General features: G+C 55.6%; 17 protein-coding genes and 1 tRNA gene. 11 read left to right on the top strand and 7 right to left on the bottom strand.

All coding sequences use genetic code 11. The features are described from left to right. Nucleotides 1-38: 38 nt before the first annotated feature. Together tig and AC4FIA_RS05870 are read right to left on the bottom strand one after the other, a co-directional pair. Entirely contained in the window at nucleotides 39-1370 is a 1332-nt protein-coding gene (gene tig / locus AC4FIA_RS05875) for a trigger factor (protein ID WP_490365071.1), read from the bottom strand. 23 nt (nucleotides 1371-1393) lie between these two features. Beyond that, nucleotides 1394-1478: transfer RNA gene (locus AC4FIA_RS05870), tRNA-Leu, on the bottom strand. A gap of 166 nt (nucleotides 1479-1644) precedes the next feature. Here AC4FIA_RS05870 and AC4FIA_RS05865 point away from each other — a divergent pair. Continuing rightward, the gene (locus tag AC4FIA_RS05865) at nucleotides 1645-2139 is read left to right on the top strand and encodes a Hint domain-containing protein (protein ID WP_490365070.1); all 495 of its coding nucleotides are present in this window, start codon (nucleotides 1645-1647) and stop codon (nucleotides 2137-2139) included. A gap of 13 nt (nucleotides 2140-2152) precedes the next feature. Here AC4FIA_RS05865 and AC4FIA_RS05860 read toward each other — a convergent pair whose 3' ends face one another. Continuing rightward, nucleotides 2153-3682: an NAD(P)H-hydrate dehydratase gene (locus tag AC4FIA_RS05860; RefSeq protein WP_490365069.1), complete on the bottom strand. Its 1530-nt coding sequence runs from the start codon at nucleotides 3680-3682 to the stop codon at nucleotides 2153-2155. A 163-nt stretch (nucleotides 3683-3845) separates the two neighbouring features. On the opposite strand from AC4FIA_RS05860, the gene AC4FIA_RS05855 reads away from it, so the two are divergent. The 5 genes from AC4FIA_RS05855 (at nucleotide 3846) to AC4FIA_RS05835 (ending at nucleotide 8329) form a co-directional block, all read left to right on the top strand. Then, nucleotides 3846-4184 carry a P-II family nitrogen regulator gene (locus AC4FIA_RS05855; RefSeq protein ID WP_103909678.1) on the top strand — a complete coding sequence of 113 codons (339 nt, stop codon included), beginning with the start codon at nucleotides 3846-3848 and terminating at the stop codon, nucleotides 4182-4184. A gap of 45 nt (nucleotides 4185-4229) precedes the next feature. Beyond that, the gene (gene glnA / locus AC4FIA_RS05850) at nucleotides 4230-5636 is read left to right on the top strand and encodes a type I glutamate--ammonia ligase (protein ID WP_287475890.1); all 1407 of its coding nucleotides are present in this window, start codon (nucleotides 4230-4232) and stop codon (nucleotides 5634-5636) included. Between the two features lie 293 nt (nucleotides 5637-5929). Further along, a complete protein-coding gene (locus tag AC4FIA_RS05845; protein ID WP_490365068.1) occupies nucleotides 5930-6736 on the top strand; it encodes a hypothetical protein in 807 nt (268 codons plus the stop codon). Between the two features lie 80 nt (nucleotides 6737-6816). Continuing rightward, complete coding sequence (locus AC4FIA_RS05840) at nucleotides 6817-7608, top strand: lytic murein transglycosylase (RefSeq protein ID WP_103909675.1); 792 nt, start codon at nucleotides 6817-6819, stop codon at nucleotides 7606-7608. 94 nt (nucleotides 7609-7702) lie between these two features. Then, entirely contained in the window at nucleotides 7703-8329 is a 627-nt protein-coding gene (locus tag AC4FIA_RS05835) for a hypothetical protein (protein WP_490365067.1), read from the top strand. Nucleotide 8330: 1 nt separating this feature from the next. Here the strand turns inward: AC4FIA_RS05835 and AC4FIA_RS05830 are convergent, their stop codons facing one another. The 3 genes from AC4FIA_RS05830 to AC4FIA_RS05820 form a co-directional block, all read right to left on the bottom strand. Further along, entirely contained in the window at nucleotides 8331-9107 is a 777-nt protein-coding gene (locus AC4FIA_RS05830; RefSeq protein WP_490365066.1) for a heme-dependent oxidative N-demethylase family protein, read from the bottom strand. 71 nt (nucleotides 9108-9178) lie between these two features. Further along, the gene (locus AC4FIA_RS05825; RefSeq protein ID WP_490365065.1) at nucleotides 9179-9778 is read right to left on the bottom strand and encodes a biotin transporter BioY; all 600 of its coding nucleotides are present in this window, start codon (nucleotides 9776-9778) and stop codon (nucleotides 9179-9181) included. Nucleotides 9779-9853: 75 nt separating this feature from the next. Then, nucleotides 9854-10339 (bottom strand): DUF6314 family protein, encoded by a 486-nt coding sequence (locus AC4FIA_RS05820; RefSeq protein ID WP_490365064.1) that lies wholly within the window; start codon nucleotides 10337-10339, stop codon nucleotides 9854-9856. An 84-nt stretch (nucleotides 10340-10423) separates the two neighbouring features. Between AC4FIA_RS05820 and purB the strand changes: the two genes are divergently transcribed. The 4 genes from purB (at nucleotide 10424) to AC4FIA_RS05800 (ending at nucleotide 15124) form a co-directional block, all read left to right on the top strand. Further along, nucleotides 10424-11728: an adenylosuccinate lyase gene (gene purB, locus AC4FIA_RS05815; protein ID WP_473031224.1), complete on the top strand. Its 1305-nt coding sequence runs from the start codon at nucleotides 10424-10426 to the stop codon at nucleotides 11726-11728. 60 nt (nucleotides 11729-11788) lie between these two features. Next, nucleotides 11789-12697: an N-acetyl-gamma-glutamyl-phosphate reductase gene (gene argC, locus AC4FIA_RS05810; protein WP_490365063.1), complete on the top strand. Its 909-nt coding sequence runs from the start codon at nucleotides 11789-11791 to the stop codon at nucleotides 12695-12697. 360 nt (nucleotides 12698-13057) lie between these two features. Further along, the gene (locus AC4FIA_RS05805; protein ID WP_490365062.1) at nucleotides 13058-14122 is read left to right on the top strand and encodes a FliG C-terminal domain-containing protein; all 1065 of its coding nucleotides are present in this window, start codon (nucleotides 13058-13060) and stop codon (nucleotides 14120-14122) included. A gap of 78 nt (nucleotides 14123-14200) precedes the next feature. Next, nucleotides 14201-15124 carry a lysophospholipid acyltransferase family protein gene (locus AC4FIA_RS05800; protein WP_490365061.1) on the top strand — a complete coding sequence of 308 codons (924 nt, stop codon included), beginning with the start codon at nucleotides 14201-14203 and terminating at the stop codon, nucleotides 15122-15124. Here AC4FIA_RS05800 and AC4FIA_RS05795 read toward each other — a convergent pair. Continuing rightward, a complete protein-coding gene (locus AC4FIA_RS05795; protein ID WP_490365060.1) occupies nucleotides 15088-15783 on the bottom strand; it encodes a DUF1223 domain-containing protein in 696 nt (231 codons plus the stop codon). The genes AC4FIA_RS05800 and AC4FIA_RS05795 overlap by 37 nt on opposite strands. Nucleotides 15784-16012: 229 nt before the next feature. Between AC4FIA_RS05795 and acnA the strand changes: the two genes are divergently transcribed. Further along, nucleotides 16013-18697, top strand: a complete 2685-nt coding sequence (gene acnA, locus AC4FIA_RS05790) for an aconitate hydratase AcnA (protein WP_490365059.1) — start codon at nucleotides 16013-16015, stop codon at nucleotides 18695-18697. Nucleotides 18698-18751: the final 54 nt, after the last annotated feature.

Below are 18751 nucleotides of genomic sequence, written 5' to 3'. Positions count from 1 at the left end.
TTGGACGGCCTTCTTTATTCTTAGATCCTGCTTGGATCTTATTCGTCTTCCAGAGCGTCCAGAGCTGCCTGAAGTTCGTCTTTGGAGACTTCTTTTTCAGTCACTTTCGCGCCTTCTACGATGTGGTCGATGACCTTATCTTCGAAGATCGGCGCGCGCAGCTGCTGTTGCATTTGTGCGTTTTGACGAACGAAATCAAAGAACTGACGCTCCTGACCCGGGTACTGACGCGCCTGCTGCATGATAACTTGTGTCAGCTCTGCATCAGACACTTCAACCTCGGCCTTCTGACCGATTTCCGCCAGCAGCAGACCAAGGCGTACGCGACGCTCGGCCAGTTTGTTGTGCTCGTCTGTCGGCTCGATCTTGTCGTGGTCGTGGCCCTGAACGTCAGGGTTTTCGTCGTGCCACAGCTGGTGTGCAATCTGGCCAGCTTCCGCTTCCACCAGGCTCGGCGGCAGTTCGAAGGTCACCAGACCGTCCAGCGCATCCAGAACGCCACGCTTCATGACAGCGCGTGCTGCGCCAACGTATTCGGCTTCCAGACGCTCGCGCAGTTGGCCTTTCAGTGCTTCCAGATCGTCCGCACCGAATTTCTTGGCCAGCTCGTCGTCGATTTCCGCGGCAACGGGCTTTTTCACAGCTTTGACAGTCACATCAAACACAGCGGGCTTACCTGCAAGGTTTTCCGCGCCGTACTCTTCGGGGAACGTCACTTCGACAGCTTTTTCTTCGCCTTCTTTCAGGCCAACCAGCTGCTCTTCGAAGCCGGGGATGAAAGAGTTCGAACCCAGAACCAGCGGGTAATCTTCGGCAGAACCACCGTCGAACGCTTCGCCGTCAACTTTACCAACGAAGTCGATGACAACCTGATCGCCGTCCTGCGACTTGGTGCCTTTTTTACGGTCCTGGAAGTCTTGCGCTGTTTCAGCAAGGTTTTTCAGGGCTTCTGTGACTTCGTCTTCGCTTGCTTTCGCAACCAGCTTCTCGACTTCGACTTTGGAAAAATCGACTTCGGGGATTTCAGGCAGCTTTTCGTAGCTCATCTCGACGTTGACGTCGTCGCCTTCTTTCCAGTCCTCGTTGGTCATTTTGACCTGAGGCTGCATCGCAGGGCGGTCACCCGATTCTTCGAAGTGTTTGCTCATGGCGTTGTCGATGGCTTCTTGCATCGATTCGCCCAGTACGCGCTGACCGAACTGCTTTTTCAGCAGCGCCATCGGCACCTTGCCTTTGCGAAAGCCCTTCATTTCCACTTCGGGCTGCGCTTCGGCGAGTTTCTCGTTGACCTTCGCCTCAAGCTCCTCAGCCGTCACTGTAATGGCGTATTCACGCTTCAGGCCTTCGTTCAGGGTCTCAGTGACCTGCATGTTCCGATCCTTTTCTCGTCCTTTGGTGCGGGTGGAGGGACTTGAACCCCCACGCCTTGCGGCGCCAGAACCTAAATCTGGTGCGTCTACCAATTTCGCCACACCCGCATAAACCTGTCGGGGCTGCGCCATGGCACAGCCCCTGTTCCGGCGTTCTCTAGCAAAGGAGGAAAGAGGATGCGAGAGGAAAAATTAGCTCACAAAGAACGCGACATTTACGCATTCTTGCCGTATTGTGACGAAAAAATGAGGCAGAACAGACAGGAATGCACCTATGGAACCGAAAACGGTCCGGTGCGCAGATGGGGATTCCCCAACGCGCCACGAATCTATCCAACGCCCAAATGCGCTTACTGCGGGGACAGTTGTCCTGACGCTTGATGGTGCATTGCCCGTTGAATTTCTTTCCCCCGGCGATCGTGTGATCACCCGTGACAGCGGCTTTGCCAAGCTGGTCGACATCAAAGTCACCAAGCGCAAGGTTCCCGCAGTGGGCATTCGCGCAGGTTCACTGGGTAATTCCCGCCCTGACCGTGACGCTGTGTTTCCCGCGTCCCAGAATATTCTGATCCGTGATTGGCGCGCCAAGGCGATCTTCGGTCGCGCTCAGGCACTGGTTCCTGCGTCGCGTCTGGTTGATGGCGAGTTTGTCAGCAATCTGGGTGACGTTGAAATGACGCTGTGCGAGCTGATCTTCGACACCCCCCACATCGTCTATGCCGACGGGATCGAGGTCGCTTCCTCGCAACTGGCAACAGTCGACGCGTAACGGATCGGGCCCCTTACTGGGGCCCTAATTCTTTCAACACCCTTGGAATCATGGCTGGAATATCTTCGGCGATTAATCCGGGCCCGAATGTCCGCGCGCACTCTGCATGTAGCCAGGCCGCATCGCAGGCGGATCGGAAAAGATCCCCGCCGTGCGCCCAAAGCCCACATATAAAGCCTGCCAGCACATCCCCTGACCCAGCGGTTGCCAACCAAGGTGCGGCATCCTGATAGACTGACGCACAGATTGCGACACGCCCATCAGGCGCGGCAATCACGGTGTCAGGCCCCTTCAACAAAACCATGCATCCGGCAGTTTTTGCAGCGTCGCGTGCGGCATCAACCTTGGAATAGGCAGGTCCTGACATCGCGGCCTCTGCAAGCTGCGAGGCAAAGTCAGGGAACAAACGGGCAAATTCGCCGCCATGAGGTGTCAGAATGCAGTCTTCGTGAAGGCCAGACAAAAGGTCATCAGGCACATCGGCAAACGCGCTTAGTGCATCTGCGTCCAGAACAGTTGGGCGCTTTGACGCCAAGGCCGCAGGAACCAAGGTTCTGGCACGTTCAAAACCCAATCCCGGACCTAGGCACAAAGATGAATAACGTGGATCTTGTAGCGTTTCGCCAAGATCGCGAGCATCGTCGATTTCAGTTACCATCAAAGATGTGATCGCCTGAGCGATTTCAGACAGGCTGCTTTTCGTGGCGCCGATGGTCACCAGCCCTGCCCCGATTCGCAGCGCCCCCATCGCCGAAAGTCGCGCGGCACCGCTTTTGCCCGCGCCGCCGGACAGCACCAAAGCATGACCGTATGAAAATTTGTGGCCGGTCGATTTGAGGATTCGATTCCGATCTGGTCGATCAATCAACCTGCACAACGGCTCATCCCAATCGTCGGCTCGCAGCCCAATATCAGAGCAAACCAGCGATCCGCAGGTTGCAGGCCCCTCTGCCAGAAAATGCCCAAGTTTGCGCTTATGAAAAGTCACCGTCAGGTCGGCCTGCAATGCCTGTTCGCCGATGACACGCCCAGAATCACTGCAAAGGCCACTAGGAATATCGACCGCGACGACTGCGCCACCGGCGTCACGCACATTGGCCGCCCATGTGTTCATCGGCAAAGCAACCGGACGCGTCAGCCCAGTGCCGAACAGCGCGTCAATCAGCAACGTCTGACCAGCAGGCAAATCCAAGGCCTCCGATAGAGGCGATACACTGCCCAACCCATCCCATAGCTGGCGATTGGCCAAAGCGTCCGGTGATGACGATGTCGGCGCGCCCAAGGCAAAAACGAGTACGTTCCAGCCGGCTTCTTTCAGCAAACGCGCAATGACATAGCCATCACCGCCGTTATTGCCCGGCCCGCACAGCACAACTGCCTGAGCAAAGGTCGCCTGACCGCCGGGCCATTTGTGCAGAATCGCGCTGACAACGCCCCTGCCCGCCCGTTCCATCAAGGTCAGTCCAGACACCTCATTGGCATCCATTGCTCGTTTTTCCATCGCCCGCATCTGGGACGCCGTGACTAGCTCATTTTTTGCCATAACGCCGCGATTCACTTTTGCCCATTTTTTGGTCGCATTGACTATTTTTTAATCTCGAAGCAGAACTCACACCGTGAATCGCTGCAATTTTGGTCATCCGTTCATTGTAGCCCGGAAAGCAACGTGGTCTGAGCGTTTCAAACACATCGGAAGGAGGCAAGGCATGAAAAAGATCGAAGCGATCATCAAGCCTTTCAAATTGGACGAAGTTAAAGAAGCTCTGCAGGATGCAGGCATTCAGGGTCTCTCGGTCGTCGAGGTAAAAGGCTTTGGACGTCAAAAAGGCCATACAGAGCTTTATCGTGGTGCTGAATACGTCGTCGACTTCCTTCCCAAGGTGAAGATCGAAGTCGTTCTGGACGACGATCAGGTTGACGGCGCGATCGACGCTATCATCAACGCAGCTAAAACCGACAAAATCGGTGACGGCAAAATTTTTGTATCGCCGATTGAACAGGCGATCCGCATCCGTACCGGTGAGTCCGGTTCCGACGCGCTTTAAATCCAACAACACACCAGACCCAGAAGACAGAAAGGGACTAAGGGAATGAGCAAGGACGCAGTTCTCAAGATGATCGAAGACGAGGGCGTCGAGTATGTCGACATCCGCTTCACCGATCCGCGTGGCAAGCTTCAGCACGTAACAGTAATGGCAGACCAGGTTGACGCAGACTTCCTGGAAGAAGGTTTCATGTTCGATGGTTCCTCCATCGCAGGTTGGAAGTCGATCGAAGCTTCCGACATGAAACTGATGCCCGACACAGACTCTGTCTACGTCGACCCGTTCTACGCAGAAAAGACAATCTGTCTGCACTGCTCCGTTGTTGAGCCCGATACAGGCGAAGCATACGACCGTGACCCGCGCGGCACAGCGCAGAAAGCGGAAGCGTACCTGAAGTCCTCGGGCATCGGTGACGTATCCTACTGGGGTCCGGAAGCTGAATTCTTCCTGTTCGACAACGTCAAGTATTCGAACTCGATGAACAAAGTGTCCTTCGAAGTTGACGCAATCGACGCAGCTTGGAACACAGACACCGACTTCGAAATGGGCAACATGGGCCACCGCCCTGGTGTCAAAGGCGGTTACTTCCCGGTCAACCCGACAGACGCTGCTCAGGACATCCGTAACGAGATGCTGTCCACAATGAAGCGCATCGGCATGAAAGTTGACAAGCACCACCACGAAGTGGCGTCCTGTCAGCACGAGCTGGGCATGATCTTTGGCACGCTGACCGAGCAAGCCGACAACCTGCAGAAGTACAAGTACGTCATCCACAACGTGGCAGACGCGTACGGCAAATCCGCAACCTTCATGCCGAAGCCGATCTACGGCGACAACGGCACAGGCATGCACTGCAACATGTCGATCTGGAAAGACGGCAAGCCGCTCTTTGCTGGCGACAAATACGCAGACCTGTCTCAGGAAGCTCTGTACTTCATCGGTGGTATCCTGAAGCACGCGAAATCGCTGAACGCCTTCACCAACCCGTCGACAAACTCTTACAAGCGTTTGATCCCGGGCTTCGAAGCCCCCGTTCTGCGCGCCTACTCTGCACGTAACCGTTCGGGTTGTGTACGTATTCCGTGGACAGAATCCCCGAAAGCAAAGCGCGTCGAGGCACGTTTCCCGGATCCGTCCGCGAACCCCTACCTCTGCTTCGCAGCTCTGCTGATGGCCGGCCTCGACGGCATCAAGAACAAAATCGATCCGGGCGAAGCCATGGACAAAAACCTGTACGATCTTCCCGCGGAAGAGCTGGCAGGTATCCCGACAGTATGTGGCTCGCTGCGTGAAGCTCTGGACGAGCTTAAAGCAGATCACGAGTACCTGCTGGCAGGCGACGTGTTCACAAAAGACCAGATCGACGGCTACATTGACCTGAAGATGGAAGAACTCGAAACATACGAGCACACTCCGCACCCGGTCGAGTACCAGATGTACTACAGCTGCTAATCAGCTTCTGTTGGTCAAATTTGAGAAAGGGGCGCTTCGTGCGCCCCTTTTTTCGTGTTCCGAATTAACACAGGTCATCGTGCGGCCTGAGTGGCTATCGGTTTGTGACAAAATCCAAAACGAAAACCCGTTAAATCTGGCAAATGACGGTACGTCGTTACCTTTTTTCGCCACGAAATGACCTTGGAACGCTCAGAATTGCGGACTGAATAGCCGTAAAGGGGCAAATTAAAGACATAAATTCCGAAAATTATATACCTCAGAAACAAGATAAAAAGTCTCGGGGAATTACAATGTCTGCCACATTCACTGCCACTCTGGTTCTGCCAAACACTGTCCTGCCTGCTACTGAGGTTCTTATGATCTCGGCCAAAAAAGCGATGTATTCCGTGGGTCAGCTAAAGATCGATACCGTCGAAACAATCAGCGGTGTTTGTCTGAGCTGCGCAGACTATTCCCTTGATTTTGTGCCGCAAATCTTTGCTGGCGAAACGCTGATCACCGTCCACCTGACACCGTCCAAACCTTCAGACGTGGCTGAAATGCAGTTGGCGCTGGCCCGTGTGACCGCTCTGCTAGCCGAACGTCACGAACCGGAATCCATCGTGTGGCTGGATACAAACATCCGCATCCCCACGGCTGATTTCCTTGACGCCATGGCCCCTGAAACACCCCAAGCGCAACAGCCGCGCCGTGTGACAGCCCAAGGCGCAACCAAGCGCCCTCGTCCAACTCAGACAGCTCAGGCGTCGCTTCCCGCAAACGTCAACGACTCCCCGGATGCGCCGCAAAAACACGATGCCCATATCCAGGCCTACGAGGCCAATATCCGTGACATGATGCTGCGCGATGCGAGTGAAAATGAATTGGCGGAATTTGAGGGCGACGCTCAGGAGAAATCCACAGAGGCGCGCCTTTCCGCATGGGCCGTGTCAATTGCCGTTGCCAGCTTCTCACTGCCATTGGCAGCGCCCGTTGTGATCTACAACGTTGCGCGTGGTGAAGACGTTCGTGTAGCATCTTTGGCAATGGGTTTGGTCGGTTTGTTTGCCACCCTGGACGTGCAAGGCACAATTTCCAGCCTTATGAGCTTTGCATAATCACTTTCGTGGGTCGCCAGCATTGCCTTCTGGCTTAAGCTGTATAAACCATCAACCCACACCTTTTAGGGGAGTTGTTTATGAAAGCCTCGGTCTCGGCAATTTTATTTAGCCTATTTGCAGCCACCGCATCGGCCGCACCTTGCAGCAATACAAGCGCGGGCTTTGATGCTTGGAAGGCAGATTTTGCGAAGCAAGCCCAAAAAGCGGGCGTGGGAAAACGAGGCCTTCAAGCGCTTCAATCGACCAAGTATTCGCAAAGCACGATCAACGCGGACAGGAACCAAAAAAGTTTCAAGTTGAGCTTTGAAAAGTTCATGCAAATCCGCGGTGCTGACACGATCGTCGCGCAAGCCCGCAGGAAGAAAGCGAAGAACCCGAATTTCTACGGGTCTTTGGAAAAACAGTACGGCGTGCCCGCAGGTATCCTTTTGGCGATCCATGGCATGGAAACAGGCTTTGGCGGGTTCATGGGCGACTCGTCCGTGGTATCGTCGATCACAACCCTTGCCTTCGACTGCCGCCGGTCAGAGTTCTTTATTCCTCATGCCATCGGCGCGTTGAAGCTGGTCGATCAGGGATCCATTACGATCGCGACCAAGGGCGCGAAGCACGGCGAACTTGGCCATACGCAATTCCTGCCCGGCAACGCCTTGCGCTATGGGGTTGATGGCAATGGCGACGGGGTTGTCGATTTCTACAACATTACTGATGCGATGGCTTCGACCGCGAATTTCCTGCGACAGAAAGGCTGGCGTCCGGGTGTTGGCTACCAACAAGGACAACCCAACTTTGCTGTTATTCAGGAATGGAATGCTGCAGGCGTCTACCAAAAGGCAATCGCAAACATGGCGGCACGTATCGACGGCTAAACTGCCCGTTTTTTGACATTAAAATCGACAGTTAAGGCCATATTTGTAACGTACAAAATTCTGGTCTTCGTCTTATTTTGCTCGCGAGACCGCCATGCAACCGCCATCTCGTCCGTTCGCCGGACTCCACATTCCCACTGCCGAGGGTGTGACCCTCGAGCGCTTTTTGCGCTGCGCTAAAGTCGTTCTTTCGGAACGTGACGGCGGCAGCGCAAAAGCGTCTGTTACGCATGGGGCCGTCGCAAGCGAACGGTTGATGGTAAAGGTCGAAATCCAGAAAATTCCTGGTGAAGGCGCACATGTCAGCTTTCAAATGGGGCGTCGTCGCGGCCATAAATCACCCGATCCAGAAACAATGGCCCGCATTCTCGCAGACATTGTTCTGCGCGCATCGACATTGGTCGAAGTCAGCGCCGTTGAATGGCTTCAACCGTCGATCAAGCTGGCACCGCAAGAGTTCCAGAATTCCATGCGCTACGTGTCCCCGAAACGCGGGATCAACATCCAGCAGCATGAGATGGAAGGCCAATCCGCCGAGGTCGACGAAGTCGAAGAAAACCTTGCCCGTCTTTTCCGTGAAACCGATCTGGGTGATGCAGATGCTGGTGAAACTAGCGGGACACACAGCGAATCGTGGGCGTCGACAGGTGGGAAGGAATCACCTGACACGTCAAAGAAATCGCTGGTAAAACGAGCCTTTCGTCGTATCCGAAAGAGCTAATTTAAGTAGATTCCGTCACATTCTTGCCCCATTGGGCCTCAACACCCGCGCGCTCGATCACAAAGGTATGGATCGAAAACAGAATGGCGCGGGTTTCCGGCAGCCGTATCAGACACTGTCTTTCAGATCGCAAGAAGGGTGCTGATTCACGAACCCATTTCGGGTGTTCCTTGCTGGGAATGGGTTGATGCAATGTCGGGTCTTCATCCCACAGTTTGTTGTAGCGCCAGACCGGGCGACCCGGCTGAATCCCGTCGAACAACCGCTGTACCCGCTTGGCAATGTCACCATTGTATTCGGCCACAGGCGCATGAATCGGGATCAACGGTTTGCCAATCTTTGCGCGTATGCTCCAACGCGCGGGAAAGCACAGGACAGCCGATATCAGAATGTGCTCCTCTGCCCCCTCCGGCTTTGTCAGTAGGCACAGATCCTCTTGCACGATCTGACCCAGCGTGCGGATTGGCGCGCTACGATCCAGCGTGATGGTAACACCATCGGGCCGCGTGACCGTATCATCGTTCCGTTGAAATCCCTCTGGCAGATTGTTCAGAACTGCGTCGAACAGTTCCTGTTCTTCCGCCTCAAAGCCATCGACACGCGCGATGACGACATCCGGCGTTTCAGCGATCAGGCGATCCCGTTCAGCCATCTGCGCAGCATAGGCGTCATCCACCATCAACCACGGCGCATCGTTCAACGGCTGGATACCGGGTAATTTGCGGTGCACACGCGGGTCGTAGGGGATCGTTTTCTGAAAGATATGAGTCGCTGTCATAGCCAAAGACTAGACACAAAAAGGGCGCGTAAGCGATTGCCAACGCGCCCTTTTCAGAAATTTCTGGATAATTAGCCGCGTGCGCGACCAACCAGCTTCCATGCAGCAGGCAGAATGATCGCTGCCAGAGCCAGTTTAAGTGCGTCACCAACCAGGAACGGTGTCAGGCCCCATTCCAGGATCGGCTTGTCCCAACCGTACAACATGCCCAGCCAGATCAGGCCCGGAACGTAGATCAGCGCGTTGCCGACCAGCATTGCGATGCCCATGCGACCGGCGGAACGGTCCCAACCGGCGCGGGCAAACATGCCCAGAGCAACAGTTGCCAGAACGTAGCCGACCAGATAGCCGCCTGTGCCGCCCATCATGTACTCGAGGCCGAATTTTTCAGCCGAGGAACCGGCGAAAACATCAAAGCCAAGCGCACCGATGATCATGTAGCCAAGAATGGTGACAAAGCCGAGGCGTGCACCATAGGCCGCACCGATTGTCAGAACGGCGAATGTGCCCATTGTGATCGGAACCGGCCACATCGGGATTTTGATTTTTGCAGCAATCGCAAGCATTGCGATGCCCGCAACGACCAGAAGAGCCTGCTTTGCGCGCAGTGCGGTACCTTCTGTGGCGCCGAACATGTCTACAAGGACATTCCGGTTCAGAACAGTGTTCATTAGAAGTCTCCTACCTACCATTTTCAAACGGTTGTGGCGTTATGTGCACCACAAAAGTCAAACGAGCAACCCGCCTTAGGTGCCACCCGCTTCCTTTCGCCGCGCTTCCTTCACTAGAAGCGACGACATTTTATAGTCTTTGCGCGGGCCCTTAACGATCCAAGTCGCGCCCCATACAGGCCAGTCTTTAAAGTCATATTCGACATCGTATTGATCGGGATCGCACCAATGTTCGGCATGTGGCGTCGCCTGTCCCAGCTTGAAGCGATGGAAAAAGCGCCCGTCGGAAAAATGCACATCGACACTATCGCCCGCATCCTTCCAAAGGTATTCCCGCGTTCCGTCCATCGCTGGTTGACCGGGAATTAGAACGGTCACTTCTTCGCGGTAGGACAGGCCCTCTGGGCATTCGGACATGATCAATACGCCGGACACGCGCCCGATTTGTCCGGTCAGCCTGTCATTGATGCGCCGGCTAAGCACCCAACGACCCACAAAATCGCCAAGAGACGTCGGAACGTCGGTTTGCTGTGGTCGCGATTTGGTTTCTGATGCCCCCAAAAGTAAGGCCTCTCTTGTCGATGCTGCACTTGCAGTCTATGACCCGCGCAAACGTCATGACAAGTCAGGAAAGGGCCTCGCGCAATGATCCCTCGTTATTCCCGTCCGGAAATGGTGGCCATCTGGGCCCCAGAAACCAAATTCAAAATCTGGTACGAGATCGAGGCACACGCCTGCGATGCACAAGCTGCCCTTGGTGTGATCCCGCAGGAAAACGCTGATGCCGTCTGGAAAGCCAAGGATGTCGAATTCGACGTGGCCCGTATCGACGAGATCGAAGCCGTCACCAAGCACGACGTCATCGCCTTCCTGACGCACCTTGCGGAACACGTAGGTTCTGAAGAAGCACGCTTTGTCCATCAGGGCATGACATCGTCTGACGTTCTGGACACATGTCTGAACGTTCAGCTGGTGCGCGCCGCCGACATCCTGATCAAAGATATGGAAGGCCTGCTGGCCGCACTGAAGAAACGCGCGATGGAGCATAAGAACACTGTTCGCGTCGGTCGCAGCCACGGCATCCACGCCGAGCCCACAACAATGGGCCTGACCTTTGCCCGCTTCTACGCCGAAATGGACCGCAACCTTGCGCGTCTGAAACTGGCCCGCGAAGAGATCGCAACAGGCGCGATCAGCGGCGCGGTTGGCACATTCGCCAACATCGACCCGCGTGTAGAAGAGCACGTCTGCGAAAAGCTGGGCCTGAAGCCCGAGCCGATCAGCACACAGGTTATCCCGCGCGACCGTCACGCAATGTTCTTTGCGACACTGGGTGTGATTGCGTCTTCGATCGAAAACGTCGCCATCGAAATCCGCCACATGCAGCGAACCGAGGTTCTGGAAGGTGCTGAATTCTTCTCGATGGGTCAAAAGGGCTCGTCGGCGATGCCGCACAAGAAAAACCCCGTTCTGACCGAAAACCTGACAGGTCTGGCCCGTCTGGTGCGCATGGCCGTTATTCCGGCGATGGAGAACGTCGCGCTTTGGCACGAGCGTGACATCAGCCACTCGTCGGTTGAACGCGCGATCGGCCCTGATGCGACCATCACACTGGACTTTGCGATTGCCCGTCTGACAGGCGTGATCGACAAAATGCTCGTGTTCCCGGAAAACATGCTGGACAACATGAACAAGTTCCCGGGTCTGGTGATGAGCCAGCGCGTACTTCTGGCCCTGACACAAGCAGGTGTCAGCCGTGAAGACGCATACTCTATGGTTCAGCGTAACGCGCTGAAAGTATGGGAAGAACGTGTTGATTTCCGTGAACAGCTTCTGGCTGATACGGACGTTGTTGCAGCGCTTGGCGAAGACGGCATCAACGAAAAATTCGACATGGACTACCACACCAAACACGTCGACACTATTTTCAAACGGGTGTTTGGCGAGTAAAGACGCCCACAAGCGCGCCCTGATTGTCGGGCGCGCTTTATTCAAACGGAGACAGGAACAATGGCTAAGGTTTTCATTGACGGCGAAGCAGGCACAACTGGGCTGCAAATTCGCGAGCGTCTTGAAAACCGCTCGGACATTGAACTGGTTTCGGTTGAACATGACCTTCGGAAAGATCCCGAAGCACGGGCTGCGGCCTTTGCAGCGGCTGACGTGTCTATCCTCTGTCTGCCTGATCAGGCCGCGATTGAGGCCGTTGAACTGGCCGGTGGCAACACCCGGATTATCGACGCGTCAACCGCCCACCGGATTAACCCCGATTGGGTTTATGGCATGCCGGAGCTTCCGGGCCAAAAAGATCTGATCGCCAAATCGGATCGCATCGCCAACGTCGGTTGCTATGCCACGGGCTCGATTTCGCTGATCCGTCCCCTTCGGGATGCAGGTGTTCTGGACGCCGACACGGCCGTCGTTCTGACCGGTGTTTCCGGTTACACAGGTGGCGGCAAAAGCCTGATTGCGGAATTCGAAGACGGCACTGCCGCCGATCATTTCCTTTATGCAGCGGGCCAAAGCCACAAGCACGTGCCGGAAATCATGCAGTACGGTGGCCTGACCCGTCAGCCAGCGTTCCAGCCTGCTGTTGGCAACTACGCCCAGGGTATGATCGTGCAACTGCACCTGCACGTCGCGCATCTGCCCAAAGCAGTGACGATGGCCGAGATCAACGATATCTGCGCTGCATTCTATGCAGACGCCGCTTTCGTATCGGTGGTCCCTGCCCCCGACCGCATCGACGCCACGCGCCTGAACAACACCAACCGCATGGAAATTGCGGTGCACGGCAATGAACAGGCAGGCATCATCACTTTGACAGCGACACTGGACAACCTTGGCAAAGGCGCTTCCGGCACTGCTGTTCAGAACCTGAATCTGATGATCGGCGCGGACGAAAAAGCAGGCTTGTAAGGCCCGCCCCCACCTGCCCGTCTTTGTGATTTTGAAGAATTGAACCTTCGTGCTACCTTTTCAGGATCAGCATGGAGGCTTCAATAAATGTTCAGAACGACACTTACTGCTTTTGCCTTGTTACTTTCTACCACGGTCGCCGGTTTTGCGGCTTGCTCGGGCCATTCGGATCAAGCGATGACATGCGCGGAAGGATCGGAATACGACGCTGAATCCGGAAGCTGCAAGGTCATCAGCAGCTAATTAAAATTTGACAGATCAAGGCGGCGACAGGCCGCCTTTTTCGTGCGCTGGTATCACGATTTATCAGTAAAAATTAACCGACCGCTCCTAGCTTGATCACAAGACAGGAGCGCACAAATGACCCAAGCCGCACAACTTGGCCGACCTGATCCATCGGCCCCCGCCCCGATCCAACCTGCCAACCGGCCGATTTTGTCGCGCAAGGCAAAGGCCGCGATCGTTGTGCAATATCTGGTCAATGAAGGTGCCGATGTGCCCCTGTCCGACTTGCCCGACAGTCTGCAGGCTCAACTGACCCAACAACTGGGCAAAATGCGCTATATCAGCCGCGATACGCTGCATGCGGTGATGCGCGAATTTGCAGAAGAACTGGATTCGGTCGGGCTGTCGTTTCCTTATGGAATGCAGCAGGCGATGGAGTCACTTCAGGGCAAAATCAGCGACGGCGCTGCCCGCAGCGTGCGGCAATCCATGGGGTTCGATGTATCCGATGATCCATGGGTCGCGATCAACGAAATGCCCATCGAGAATCTGAAATCGCTTCTTGTTTCTGAAAGCATCGAAGTCTGCGCCGTCGTTCTGTCGAAACTTGAAATCACGAAGGCTGCCGATTTCGTTTCGTCGCTTCCCGGTGATCGCGCCCGTGCGGTTTCGCTGGCAGTATCGCGCACGCAAGACATCACACCCGATACCGTGCGCCGTATCGGTCAGACCCTGATGGCAGAAGCGCAAAAAGAACGCCCCCGCGCCTTTGCCCGCGATCCCGGCGCGCGGTTGGGCGACATCCTGAACATCACCAAAAACGACACGCGCAGCAGTCTGCTCAGCGGGATCGAAGAAATGGATCGGGATTTCGCCGAAGAAGTACGGCAATCAATCTTTACGTTTGCGCATATCGCAGAACGGCTTGACCCCATGGATGCGTCGAAAATCACCCGCGATGTGGAGGCTGAAAGGCTCATCGTCGCGTTGGCCGGTGCGAAATCGGATGCAGACAGACAAAGCGTCGACTTTATTTTGTCAAACCTTTCCAAACGCATGTCGGAATCTATTCGCGAAGAAATGGTCGATCTGGGCACACCGTCCGAAGAAGAGACCGAGCAGGCTCAGATGTTGGTTGTTGCGGCGATCAAGCAAATGGCAAACCGAGGCGAGATCAAATTCCGCGCCGTCGAAACCTGACGCCCACCGCCCTAACCTTGTGCTGAGCTGCTGTTGCACCTATCACCACCTGACCGCGCTTCAATTCGGATGCAGGACGTGACGCAATCAGAGGCAGATAAACCAACCGGCACCTGGCAGGACTGGGCCGTGGACCGCGTGATGCGCAGTCTGATCTGGCTGACCCTACGCCTGCCTTTGCGGTTCCGCCTGCTCGTTATGGGCAAACTTGTGTCCAAAGTCGTGGCCCCTTTGGCCGGATACCGCAAACGCGCCATCGACAATCTGACCCACGTCTGGCCCGAAATGGACATGGCCCAGAAACGCCACATCGCGGATGCCGTCGCCGATAACGCCGGCCGGACAATGATCGAAAACTACGATGTGAAGGGGCTTTTGCGCCGCATGTCCAACGCCGAAATCAAGGGCGATGGGCTGGCCGCAGTGGAAAAAGCCAAGGCCGAAGGGCAGCCGGTACTATTTGTCACAGGCCACTACGGCAACTTCGAAGCCCCGCGCGCGGCACTGGTTTCGCGCGGTTTTCAGATCGGCGGTCTCTACCGCCCGATGAAAAACGCCTTCTTCAATGACCACTATGCCAAGAACATGCACGCGCTCTCTGGCCCCGTTTTTGAACAGGGACGTCGCGGAACGATGGGCTTGGTCAAACACGTGCGCGAAGGCGGAATGGCCGTGTTGTTGTTCGATGTCTACGACAGCGCCGGTGCCAAGATCGACTTTCTCGGGCGCCCCGCCCCGACGCTCACGTCCGCTGCCGAAATCGCCGTGAAAACCGGCGCGCTACTGGTGCCGTTTTTTGGTATCCGGAAGAAAGATGGCGTCAGTTTTGACGTGGTTTTCGAAGCCCCCGTCGCACACGGCGATCCGGTGGCCATGATGGAAGAAGTTACCAAGCGTCTGGAAGCACGGATCTATAAGGATCCCAAACAGTGGTTCTGGATTCACCGCCGTTGGAAACCCAAGCGTCAGCGCAAGCGGGCCGCCGCCAAGATGGAGCCGTGATCCGGCTCCTGTGCCAGAACAACCACGGCATCATCGCCTTTTGCGGAAAATTCGACCGTGTAGCTGCCTGTGCCGGACCAACCGGAATGTGCGGTCCAATCCGTCACAATCTGACTATAATCGATTGTTTTACCAGAGTTTTCGCCACGCTTGATCTGAACCGTCTCACCGGGATCGACACGGATAAAGTGCAAATCCAGCGGACCACTGCCCGACAAACGTTCTGCCTGAACAGTCACCGTATCGCCGGACCGATCCAACGATAAGGCCACTGTCGCCTGATCGGTTTTGTGACGATTGATCAGCATTTCGACATCTTTGGCGCGATTGCCAACAACATCGTTTGTGCCATCGATGATCATCTGCGGTGTGTAAATAGACCGGCGGCCAGCGACCCGCGCATAGCCTTTCTGACGCTCGACATGCTTGGAATCAGCAAAGTCGTCCTTCCAACCGATATAGTCCCAGTAGTCCACATGAAGGGCCAATGCGATGACATCATCGCGCTTGGAAAGCTCTTTCAGCAACGCGTCCGCTGGAGGACAGGATGAACATCCCTGCGATGTAAACAGTTCGACAACCACCATCGAGTCGTCCGCCTGAGCCACTCCGGCAAGGGACATCGCGGCAGCCGCAATAGCATGTCTGACAAAGCGCATTAATTCGGTCCTGTGTTGGTCGGAACTTTCCTAGATGAAGCCGATTGAAATAACCAATCAAGGTTTTGCGATGGTGTTTGATCGACTTTAACGGGGCCCGTCAGAAAGAAACTGCATTTTTCTGTGTGCAATGGTATACATTTTGCGATTCACCCTCTTGAACGCATCGCCAGCTTGATGCAGATAGCATCCAAGCCAATACCATCCACCCCAAGCCAGGAGGCAATTCATGCCCATCACAGTAGGCCAGGATACCGCCAAGACGCGTAAGACGCTGACGGCCGGCACTCAGAGTGTCGCCTATTACTCGATCCCAGCAGCTCAGGAAGCGGGACTTGGTGATTTTTCGAAACTGCCCGCCGCTTTGAAAGTGGTTCTGGAAAACCTTCTACGTTTCGAAGACGGAAAAACCGTTTCCGTCGACGACATCAAGGCGTTTTCCGACTGGGCCGCGAACGGCGGTAAAACCGCACGTGAAATCGCATACCGCCCTGCCCGCGTTCTGATGCAGGACTTCACCGGCGTTCCGGCAGTTGTTGACCTTGCTGCGATGCGCGACGGCATCAAGGCGCTGGGTGGCGACGCACAAAAGATCAACCCGCTGAACCCCGTTGATCTGGTCATCGACCACTCGGTTATGATCGACGAATTCGGCAACCCGCGCGCGTTCCAGATGAACGTTGACCGCGAATATGAACGCAACCTCGAGCGTTACACATTCCTCAAGTGGGGCCAGAACGCGTTCAACAACTTCCGCGTTGTTCCCCCGGGCACAGGCATCTGTCACCAGGTAAACCTTGAATACCTGTCGCAGACCGTTTGGACAGACACTGACCAGAACGGCGAAACAGTTGCCTATCCGGATACGCTGGTTGGTACAGACAGCCACACAACCATGGTCAACGGCGCAGCCGTTCTGGGCTGGGGTGTTGGCGGTATCGAAGCCGAAGCCGCGATGCTGGGTCAGCCGATCTCGATGCTGATCCCCGAAGTTATCGGCTTTGAGCTGACAGGTTCGATGGTTGAAGGCACCACCGGTACCGACCTTGTTCTGAAAGTCGTTGAAATGCTGCGCGCCAAGGGCGTTGTTGGCAAGTTCGTCGAATTCTACGGTGAAGGCCTGGATCGTCTGCCGCTGGCGGACCGCGCGACAATCGCGAACATGGCGCCGGAATACGGTGCGACATGTGGCTTCTTCCCGATCGACAACGAAACACTGCGTTACCTGCGTAACACAGGCCGTGAAGAAGACCGTATCGCACTGGTCGAAGCCTACGCGAAAGAAAACGGTTTCTGGCGTGGTGCGGACTATGCACCGATCTACACAGACACGCTGCACCTGGACATGGGCACAATCGTTCCCGCGATCTCCGGTCCGAAGCGTCCGCAGGACTACGTTGCGCTGGACAACGCCAAGGCAGCATTCGCCAAAGAGATGGAAGAAACCTTCAAACGTCCGCTGGGCAAAGAAGTTCCCGTCGCTGGCGAAGACTACACAATGGAATCCGGCAAGGTCGTGATCGCGTCGATCACATCCTGCACCAACACATCCAACCCCTACGTCATGATCGGCGCGGGTCTGGTGGCGCGCAAAGCCGCGGCGCTGGGTCTGGATCGCAAGCCTTGGGTCAAAACATCGCTGGCACCGGGTTCGCAGGTTGTATCCGCCTACCTTGAGGCCGCTGGCCTGCAGGAAGATCTGGACAAGGTTGGCTTCAACCTTGTTGGTTACGGCTGTACCACATGTATCGGTAACTCCGGCCCGCTTCAGAAAGAGATCTCCGAAGCGATTGCCGAAGGCGATCTGGTGGCGACATCGGTTCTGTCCGGTAACCGTAACTTCGAAGGCCGTATCTCGCCCGACGTACGTGCAAACTACCTGGCATCCCCGCCGCTGGTCGTTGCCTACGCAATTGCTGGTACAATGAACATCGATCTGGCCAACGATCCGATTGCTCAGACTGCTGACGGCAAAGACGTCTACCTGAAAGACATCTGGCCCACGACCCAAGAAGTGGCAGAGCTGGTCGAAAAAACAGTCACACGCGAAGCGTTCCAGTCCAAGTATGCGGACGTCTTCAAAGGCGACGAAAAGTGGCAGTCGGTTGAAACCACAGACGCTGAAACATACGACTGGCCGGCATCGTCCACATACGTTCAGAACCCGCCCTACTTCCAAGGCATGTCCAAGGAACCCGGTGTTATCACAAACATCGAAGGTGCACGCGTTCTGGCGCTGTTGGGCGACATGATCACAACGGACCACATCTCGCCTGCTGGTTCCTTCAAGGAAACCACACCCGCGGGTCAGTACCTGATCGACCGTCAGGTTCCGGTGCGTGAGTTCAACTCCTACGGTTCGCGCCGTGGTAACCACGAAGTCATGATGCGCGGCACCTTCGCCAACATCCGCATCAAGAACGAAATGCTGGACGGCGTTGAAGGCGGCTACACCAAAGGCCCGAACGGCGAACAGACGTCGATCTATGACGCCGCGATGGAATATCAGGCAGCGGGCACACCGCTGGTGATCTTCGGTGGTGAACAGTACGGCGCGGGTTCGTCCCGTGACTGGGCGGCCAAAGGTACAGCTCTGCTGGGCGTTAAGGCTGTGATCGCTGAAAACTTCGAACGTATCCACCGTTCCAACCTGGTTGGTATGGGTGTTATCCCGTTCGAGTTCACCAACGGCGACACACGTAAATCGCTGGGTCTGACAGGTGACGAAACTGTTTCGATCAAAGGTCTGGACACAGTGACAGCCGGCGCGATCGTACCGTGCGAAATCACTTTTGCAGATGGTTCTTCCAAGACCATCGACCTAAAGTGCCGCATCGATACAGCGATCGAGAAAGAATACGTCGAACACGGTGGCGTTCTGCACTACGTGCTGCGCAACCTGGCTGCGTCGTAAGCCAAATGGGGCGTCCTACGGGACGCCACCAATGAAAAGAAGGGGCCGCGCATT

It is taken from the genome of Thalassococcus sp. (genome assembly GCF_982780845.1).
This window is presented reverse-complemented; position numbering and strand designations above follow the sequence as displayed.

What these genes read in the sequence shown, in the direction of transcription:
- AC4FIA_RS05835 (WP_490365067.1), top strand. Translation starts at nt 7,703, where the DNA reads ATGCAACCGCCATCTCGTCCGTTCGCCGGACTCCACATTCCCACTGCC.
- AC4FIA_RS05795 (WP_490365060.1), bottom strand. Translation starts at nt 15,783, where the DNA reads ATGCGCTTTGTCAGACATGCTATTGCGGCTGCCGCGATGTCCCTTGCC.
- AC4FIA_RS05830 (WP_490365066.1), bottom strand. Translation starts at nt 9,107, where the DNA reads ATGACAGCGACTCATATCTTTCAGAAAACGATCCCCTACGACCCGCGT.
- acnA (WP_490365059.1), top strand. Translation starts at nt 16,013, where the DNA reads ATGCCCATCACAGTAGGCCAGGATACCGCCAAGACGCGTAAGACGCTG.
- glnA (WP_287475890.1), top strand. Translation starts at nt 4,230, where the DNA reads ATGAGCAAGGACGCAGTTCTCAAGATGATCGAAGACGAGGGCGTCGAG.
- tig (WP_490365071.1), bottom strand. Translation starts at nt 1,370, where the DNA reads ATGCAGGTCACTGAGACCCTGAACGAAGGCCTGAAGCGTGAATACGCC.
- purB (WP_473031224.1), top strand. Translation starts at nt 10,424, where the DNA reads ATGATCCCTCGTTATTCCCGTCCGGAAATGGTGGCCATCTGGGCCCCA.
- argC (WP_490365063.1), top strand. Translation starts at nt 11,789, where the DNA reads ATGGCTAAGGTTTTCATTGACGGCGAAGCAGGCACAACTGGGCTGCAA.
- AC4FIA_RS05840 (WP_103909675.1), top strand. Translation starts at nt 6,817, where the DNA reads ATGAAAGCCTCGGTCTCGGCAATTTTATTTAGCCTATTTGCAGCCACC.
- AC4FIA_RS05855 (WP_103909678.1), top strand. Translation starts at nt 3,846, where the DNA reads ATGAAAAAGATCGAAGCGATCATCAAGCCTTTCAAATTGGACGAAGTT.
- AC4FIA_RS05805 (WP_490365062.1), top strand. Translation starts at nt 13,058, where the DNA reads ATGACCCAAGCCGCACAACTTGGCCGACCTGATCCATCGGCCCCCGCC.
- AC4FIA_RS05865 (WP_490365070.1), top strand. Translation starts at nt 1,645, where the DNA reads ATGGAACCGAAAACGGTCCGGTGCGCAGATGGGGATTCCCCAACGCGC.
- AC4FIA_RS05860 (WP_490365069.1), bottom strand. Translation starts at nt 3,682, where the DNA reads ATGGCAAAAAATGAGCTAGTCACGGCGTCCCAGATGCGGGCGATGGAA.
- AC4FIA_RS05825 (WP_490365065.1), bottom strand. Translation starts at nt 9,778, where the DNA reads ATGAACACTGTTCTGAACCGGAATGTCCTTGTAGACATGTTCGGCGCC.
- AC4FIA_RS05845 (WP_490365068.1), top strand. Translation starts at nt 5,930, where the DNA reads ATGTCTGCCACATTCACTGCCACTCTGGTTCTGCCAAACACTGTCCTG.